This window comes from Kocuria sp. CCUG 69068 (assembly GCF_020833785.1).
GTDB classification, from domain to species: domain Bacteria; phylum Actinomycetota; class Actinomycetes; order Actinomycetales; family Micrococcaceae; genus Kocuria; species Kocuria rosea.
Genome location: NZ_PDDL01000168.1, coordinates 1 through 4,890 on the forward strand (window position 1 = coordinate 1; position 4,890 = coordinate 4,890).

Annotated in this window: 6 protein-coding genes and 1 pseudogene; all 7 read right to left on the minus strand. The window is 73.5% G+C overall.

What is annotated here, in order from left to right:
- Positions 1-237, minus strand: a 237-nt coding sequence (locus CRM73_RS18180; RefSeq protein ID WP_229588685.1) for an ATP-binding cassette domain-containing protein, incomplete at its 3' end; no start/stop codon positions are given.
- Positions 238-308: 71 nt separating this feature from the next.
- Positions 309-719 (minus strand): transcription antitermination factor NusB, encoded by a 411-nt coding sequence (gene nusB / locus CRM73_RS18185; protein WP_031282389.1) that lies wholly within the window; start codon positions 717-719, stop codon positions 309-311.
- Positions 716-1,279: an elongation factor P gene (gene efp, locus CRM73_RS18190; RefSeq protein ID WP_017832295.1), complete on the minus strand. Its 564-nt coding sequence runs from the start codon at positions 1,277-1,279 to the stop codon at positions 716-718. Before efp ends, nusB begins: the two co-directional genes overlap by 4 nt.
- Positions 1,280-1,355: 76 nt before the next feature.
- Positions 1,356-2,471: a 3-dehydroquinate synthase gene (gene aroB, locus CRM73_RS18195; RefSeq protein WP_109222648.1), complete on the minus strand. Its 1,116-nt coding sequence runs from the start codon at positions 2,469-2,471 to the stop codon at positions 1,356-1,358.
- On the minus strand, positions 2,468-3,079 hold the full coding sequence (locus CRM73_RS18200; RefSeq protein WP_017832293.1) for a shikimate kinase: 612 nt from the start codon (positions 3,077-3,079) through the stop codon (positions 2,468-2,470). Before CRM73_RS18200 ends, aroB begins: the two co-directional genes overlap by 4 nt.
- Positions 3,076-4,386: a chorismate synthase gene (aroC, locus tag CRM73_RS18205; protein WP_229588686.1), complete on the minus strand. Its 1,311-nt coding sequence runs from the start codon at positions 4,384-4,386 to the stop codon at positions 3,076-3,078. Before aroC ends, CRM73_RS18200 begins: the two co-directional genes overlap by 4 nt.
- Before the next feature lie 63 nt (positions 4,387-4,449).
- Positions 4,450-4,890 (minus strand): annotated as a pseudogene (locus CRM73_RS18210) (shikimate dehydrogenase); the annotation flags it as partial.

The following is a 4,890-nucleotide window of genomic DNA, read 5'->3' on the forward strand; positions in this document are numbered from 1 at the left end:
CGGCGCCGGCGTCGCCGAGCACGGCCGCGGGCCCCCCGCGGTGCGCGTCGCCGCGCCCGCGGCCGAGGGCCGGACCATGCCGAGGACCGTCCGCATGACGGTGGTCTTGCCGGCGCCGTTGAGGCCCAGCAGCGCGTAGACCTTCCCCGGGCGGACCTCGAGGGTGACGCGGTCGACCGCGCGCACGGTCCCGTAGTGCTTCGAGACGCCCTGCAGGCGCAGCGCGGGAGCTGTCATGCGGACCTTCCCGGGACGCACGGTCGTGGTCCCGGAAATGGTAGCGCCCCGGGCGGGGTCCGGCGGCCCCGTCAGCCGAGCAGGGTCGGCTTCATCTGCTGCAGCCGGCCCAGCAGGCCGTTGACGAAGCGCGGGGAGTCGTCGCCCGCGAGCTCCTTGGCGAGGCTCACGGCCTCGGCCACGGCGACCCCGTCCGGGACGTCGTCGTTGAACAGCAGCTCCCAGGCCCCCACGCGCAGCACGTTGCGGTCCACCGCGGGCATCCGCTCGAGGGTCCAGCCCTGGGAGTACGTCTCGAGGTACTCGTCGAGCTCACCGCGGCGCATCGTGACGCCGAGGACGAGCTCCTCGGCGTACGGGGAGACCTGCGAGTCGCTGTGCATCCGGCGCCGCTCCATGACCTCGCGGGCGTCCTCGGAACGCTGCTCGGCCTCGAAGAGGATCTCCACGGCGCGCCGGCGCGCCTTGCCCCGGGCGCTCACTCGTTGACGCGGCCCAGGTAGTCACCCGTGCGGGTGTCGACCTTGACCTTGGTGCCCTGCTCGAGGAACAGCGGCACCTGGATCTGGTAGCCGGTCTCCACGGTGGCGGGCTTGGTGCCGCCGGTGGAGCGGTCGCCCTGCAGGCCCGGCTCGGTGTAGGTGATCTCGAGGACCACGGACGCGGGCAGCTCGATGTAGAGCGGGGCCCCCTCGTGCAGCGCGATGGTCACGTTGAGGTTCTCGAGCATGAAGTTGGCGGCGTCGCCCACCACCTCACCGGGGACGGTGATCTGGTCGTAGGTCTTGTTGTCCATGAAGACGTAGTCGGCGCCGTCCTGGTACAGGTACTGGTACTCGCTGCGGTCCACCGTGGCGGTCTCGATCTTCGCACCGGCGTTGAAGGTCTTGTCGACGACCTTCCCGGAGGTGATGTTGCGCATCTTGGTGCGCACGAACGCCCCGCCCTTGCCCGGCTTCACGTGCTGGAACTCGATCACGTTCCAGAGGTTGCCCTCCAGCTTCAGGACGGTGCCGTTCTTGATGTCGTTGGTCGTAGCCACAGGTTCTCTCTCTGGTTGTCTGCGAAGTCGGCAGGTCGGCGCGGACAGGGGGTGTCGTCCCGGACCGCGGACCAGTCTAGCTGGGCGCGCCCTCGGCGATCTCCTGGTAGCTCGCGAAGAGGATCGCGGGGTCGGGGACCTCGAGCACGCGGGGCCGGCCGACGGCGTCGAGGACGACGAAGCGCAGCAGGTTCCCGCGCGTCTTCTTGTCCCGCTTCATGACCTCGAGCAGCCGCGGCCACTGGTCCCACCGGTACGCGGTCGGCAGGCCGAGGGAGGCGAGGATGCTGCGGTGGCGCTCGACGACGTCGTCGGCCAGGTTCCCGGCGGTGCGGGCGAGCTCGGCGGCGAAGACCAGCCCCACCGAGACCGCGGCGCCGTGGCGCCACTGGTAGCGCTCGTTGTGCTCGATCGCGTGGCCGAGGGTGTGCCCGTAGTTGAGCATCTCCCGGCGGCCGGCCTCGCGCAGGTCGCCGGAGACGATCTCGGCCTTGACCCGGATGCTGCGCTCCACGAGCTCCCGGACCACCTCGGACTGCGAGTCGCGCACCGCCTCCGGGTGGTCCTCGATCAGCTCGAGGATCCGCTCGTCGGCGATGAAGCCGCACTTGACGACCTCCGCCATGCCGGTGAGCAGCTCGTTCTCGGGCAGCGTCCGCAGCGTGTCGAGGTCGCACAGCACGGCCGCGGGCGGGTGGAAGGCGCCCACGAGGTTCTTGCCCTCGGCCGTGTTGATCCCGGTCTTGCCGCCCACGGCGGCGTCGACCATGCCGAGCAGGGTGGTGGGCACGTGCACCACGCGCACGCCGCGCAGCCACGTGGCGGCCACGAACCCCGCGAGGTCGGAGACCGCTCCCCCGCCCACGGACACGATCGCGTCCGAGCGGGTGAAGTCGTTCTGCCCGAGGACCTGCCAGCAGAAGGACGCCACCTGGACGTGCTTGCCCTCCTCGGCGTCGGGGATCTCGGCGGTGAACGCCTGGTAGCCCTGTCCGCGCAGCTCCTCCATGACCACGTCGCCGGTGCTGCGCAGCGCCCGCGGGTGGATGACGAGCACGCGCTGGACCCGGTCGCCGAGCACGCGGGGGACCTCGCCGAGCAGCCCGTGGCCGACGAGGACGTCGTAGTTCTCGGCCGGGCGCTCCCCGGTGACGGGGATGGTCGTGACGGTGCGGGGAGCGGACTCGCTCATGCCTGGGCCTCCTGGGTGCTGTCGGTGGTGCCGCCGGCGCTCCGCGCGGAGCGCAGGCGGGTGAGCTCCGCCTCGAGGTCGGCGCCGATCTCGGCGACGGGCCGGTTGCCGCGGCCGTCGAGGGTGATGTCGGCGAGCTCCTCGTAGCAGGCGCGCCGGGACTCGTAGAGCTCCTGCCAGCGCCGCTCCGGGTCCGGCTGGAGCATGGGGCGGGTCCGGTTGCCGCTGATCCGGGGCAGCACGGTCTCGGTGTCCACCTCGAGGTAGGCGACGAGCTCGTGGCGCAGCAGCTCGCGGGTGGACGGGGTCATGGGGGCGCCGCCGCCCACGGAGAAGATGGCGTTGGCGTGGTCCGGGTCCCGCAGGATCTCGGCCACGGTGTCCGCCTCGAGGTCGCGGAAGTACTTCTCGCCGTGCTCCGCGAAGATCTTCGAGATCACGCCGTACCGGGAGACGATGACCTGGTCGGCGTCCACGAAGTCGTAGCCGTAGAACTTGGACATGTGCAGGGCCAGGAAGGACTTGCCGGCGGCCATGGGCCCGATCAGCACCACGGGCCGCTGCGGGGTCTCGGCGGCGTCGGCCGGGGCGGGGAACTGCGCGTTCACGCCTGGGCCTCTCCGGTCTCGACGGGGGCCGCGGTCTCTGCGGGGGCCACGAGGGGGTCGCCCATGTGGTCGTCGCGCGCCGCGGCGGCGTCGTCCCCGAAGGCCCCGAGCTCGCCGGCGGAGTGCAGGGACTCCGGGATCGCGGCGAGGTAGGCGTCCTTGTTGCGGGCGGTCTCGGTGATCGAGTCCCCGCCGAACTTCTCCGTCACGGCGTCGGCGAGCACGAGGGCGACCATCGCCTCGGCGACCACCCCGGCGGCGGGCACGGCGCAGACGTCCGAGCGCTGGTGGTGGGCGCGGGCGGCCTCGCCGGTGGCGACGTCGACGGTGCGCAGCGCCTTCGGCACGGTGGCGATGGGCTTCATGGCCGCGCGCACGCGCAGGACGTCACCGATGGACATGCCGCCCTCGATCCCGCCGGCGCGGTTGCTCACGCGGCGGACCGCGCCGTCGGCGCCGCGGGAGATCTCGTCGTGGGCCTCGGAGCCGGGCCGGGCGGCGGTCAGGAAGCCGTCCCCGACCTCGACGCCCTTGATGGCCTGGATGCCCATCAGGGCCCCGGCCAGGCGCGAGTCGAGCCGCCGGTCCCAGTGCACGTACGAGCCGAGCCCCGGGGGCAGCCCGTAGGCGAGGACCTCGACGACGCCGCCGAGGGTCTCCCCGTCCTTGTGGGCGGCGTCCACCGCCGTCACCATGGCCTCCGCCGTGGCGGGGTCGAAGCAGCGCAGGGGGTCGGCGTCGAGGCCGGGGACGTCGGAGGGCAGCGGGCGCGGGGCGTCCACCGGGGCGCTGACGGCGCCCACGGCCGTGGTGTGGGAGACGAGCTGCACGCCCACGGCCTCGAGGATCTTCGCGGCGACGGCGCCGAGGGCCACGCGCGTGGCCGTCTCCCGGGCGCTGGCGCGCTCGAGCACGGGCCGCGCCTCGTCGAAGCCGTACTTCTGCATGCCGGTGAGGTCCGCGTGGCCGGGGCGGGGGCGGGTGAGGGGGGCGTTGCGGGCGCGGCCCGCGAGCACCTCCGGGTCCACGGGGTCCGCGGACATCACCTCGCGCCACTTGGGCCACTCGGTGTTGGCGATCTCGATCGCCACCGGCCCGCCCTGGGTCACGCCGTGGCGCACGCCGCCGAGCAGGCGCACCTGGTCCTGCTCGAACTTCATCCGTGCGCCGCGCCCGTAGCCGAGCCGGCGGCGGGCCAGGGCGTCGCGGACGTCCTGGCTGGTCAGGCTCACCCCAGCCGGGACGCCCTCGATGATCCCGACGAGCGCCTCGCCGTGCGACTCGCCGGCCGTGAGCCAACGCAACATAACAACTCTTTCCGTTCGGGGTCTCGGCGACAGGGCCCCGCGGGGCGCGGCCGCCGACAGGTCTCAGGTGCGGGGCAGGGACGGGGCGGCGAGGATGGGCCGCCCCACGGCCGCGCACATCGCGGCGACCACGTCCTGCTCGCGGGGCAGGGGTGTGCCCGGATCGCGGCCGGTGAACAGGCGGATCTGGTCCACCGCCTGGAAGATCAGCATATCGAGTCCCGGGGCCACCGCTCCCCCGGCCCGGGACCAGGCCGCGGCCACCGCCGACGGCCACGGGTCGTAGGCGGCGTCCAGGAGGACGCCCGTGGTGGTCGGGGCGGCGGCCTCCAGCTGCGCCGCCAGCTCGTCCGCGCCGTGCGGCGGGAGGGTGGAGACGACCACGTCGTACGCGGCCAGGAGGCCCGGCGCCTCGTCCCACGCCCGCAGGTGCACGGGGATCCCGAGCCGGCGCCCCGCCTCGACGGCGCGCCCGGCGCGGGTGGCGGAGCGCACGAAGACGTC

Bases quoted from the DNA above. Each gene is read 5' to 3' on its own strand.
- aroC (WP_229588686.1), bottom strand. From the start codon at position 4,386: ATGTTGCGTTGGCTCACGGCCGGCGAGTCGCACGGCGAGGCGCTCGTC.
- aroB (WP_109222648.1), bottom strand. From the start codon at position 2,471: ATGAGCGAGTCCGCTCCCCGCACCGTCACGACCATCCCCGTCACCGGG.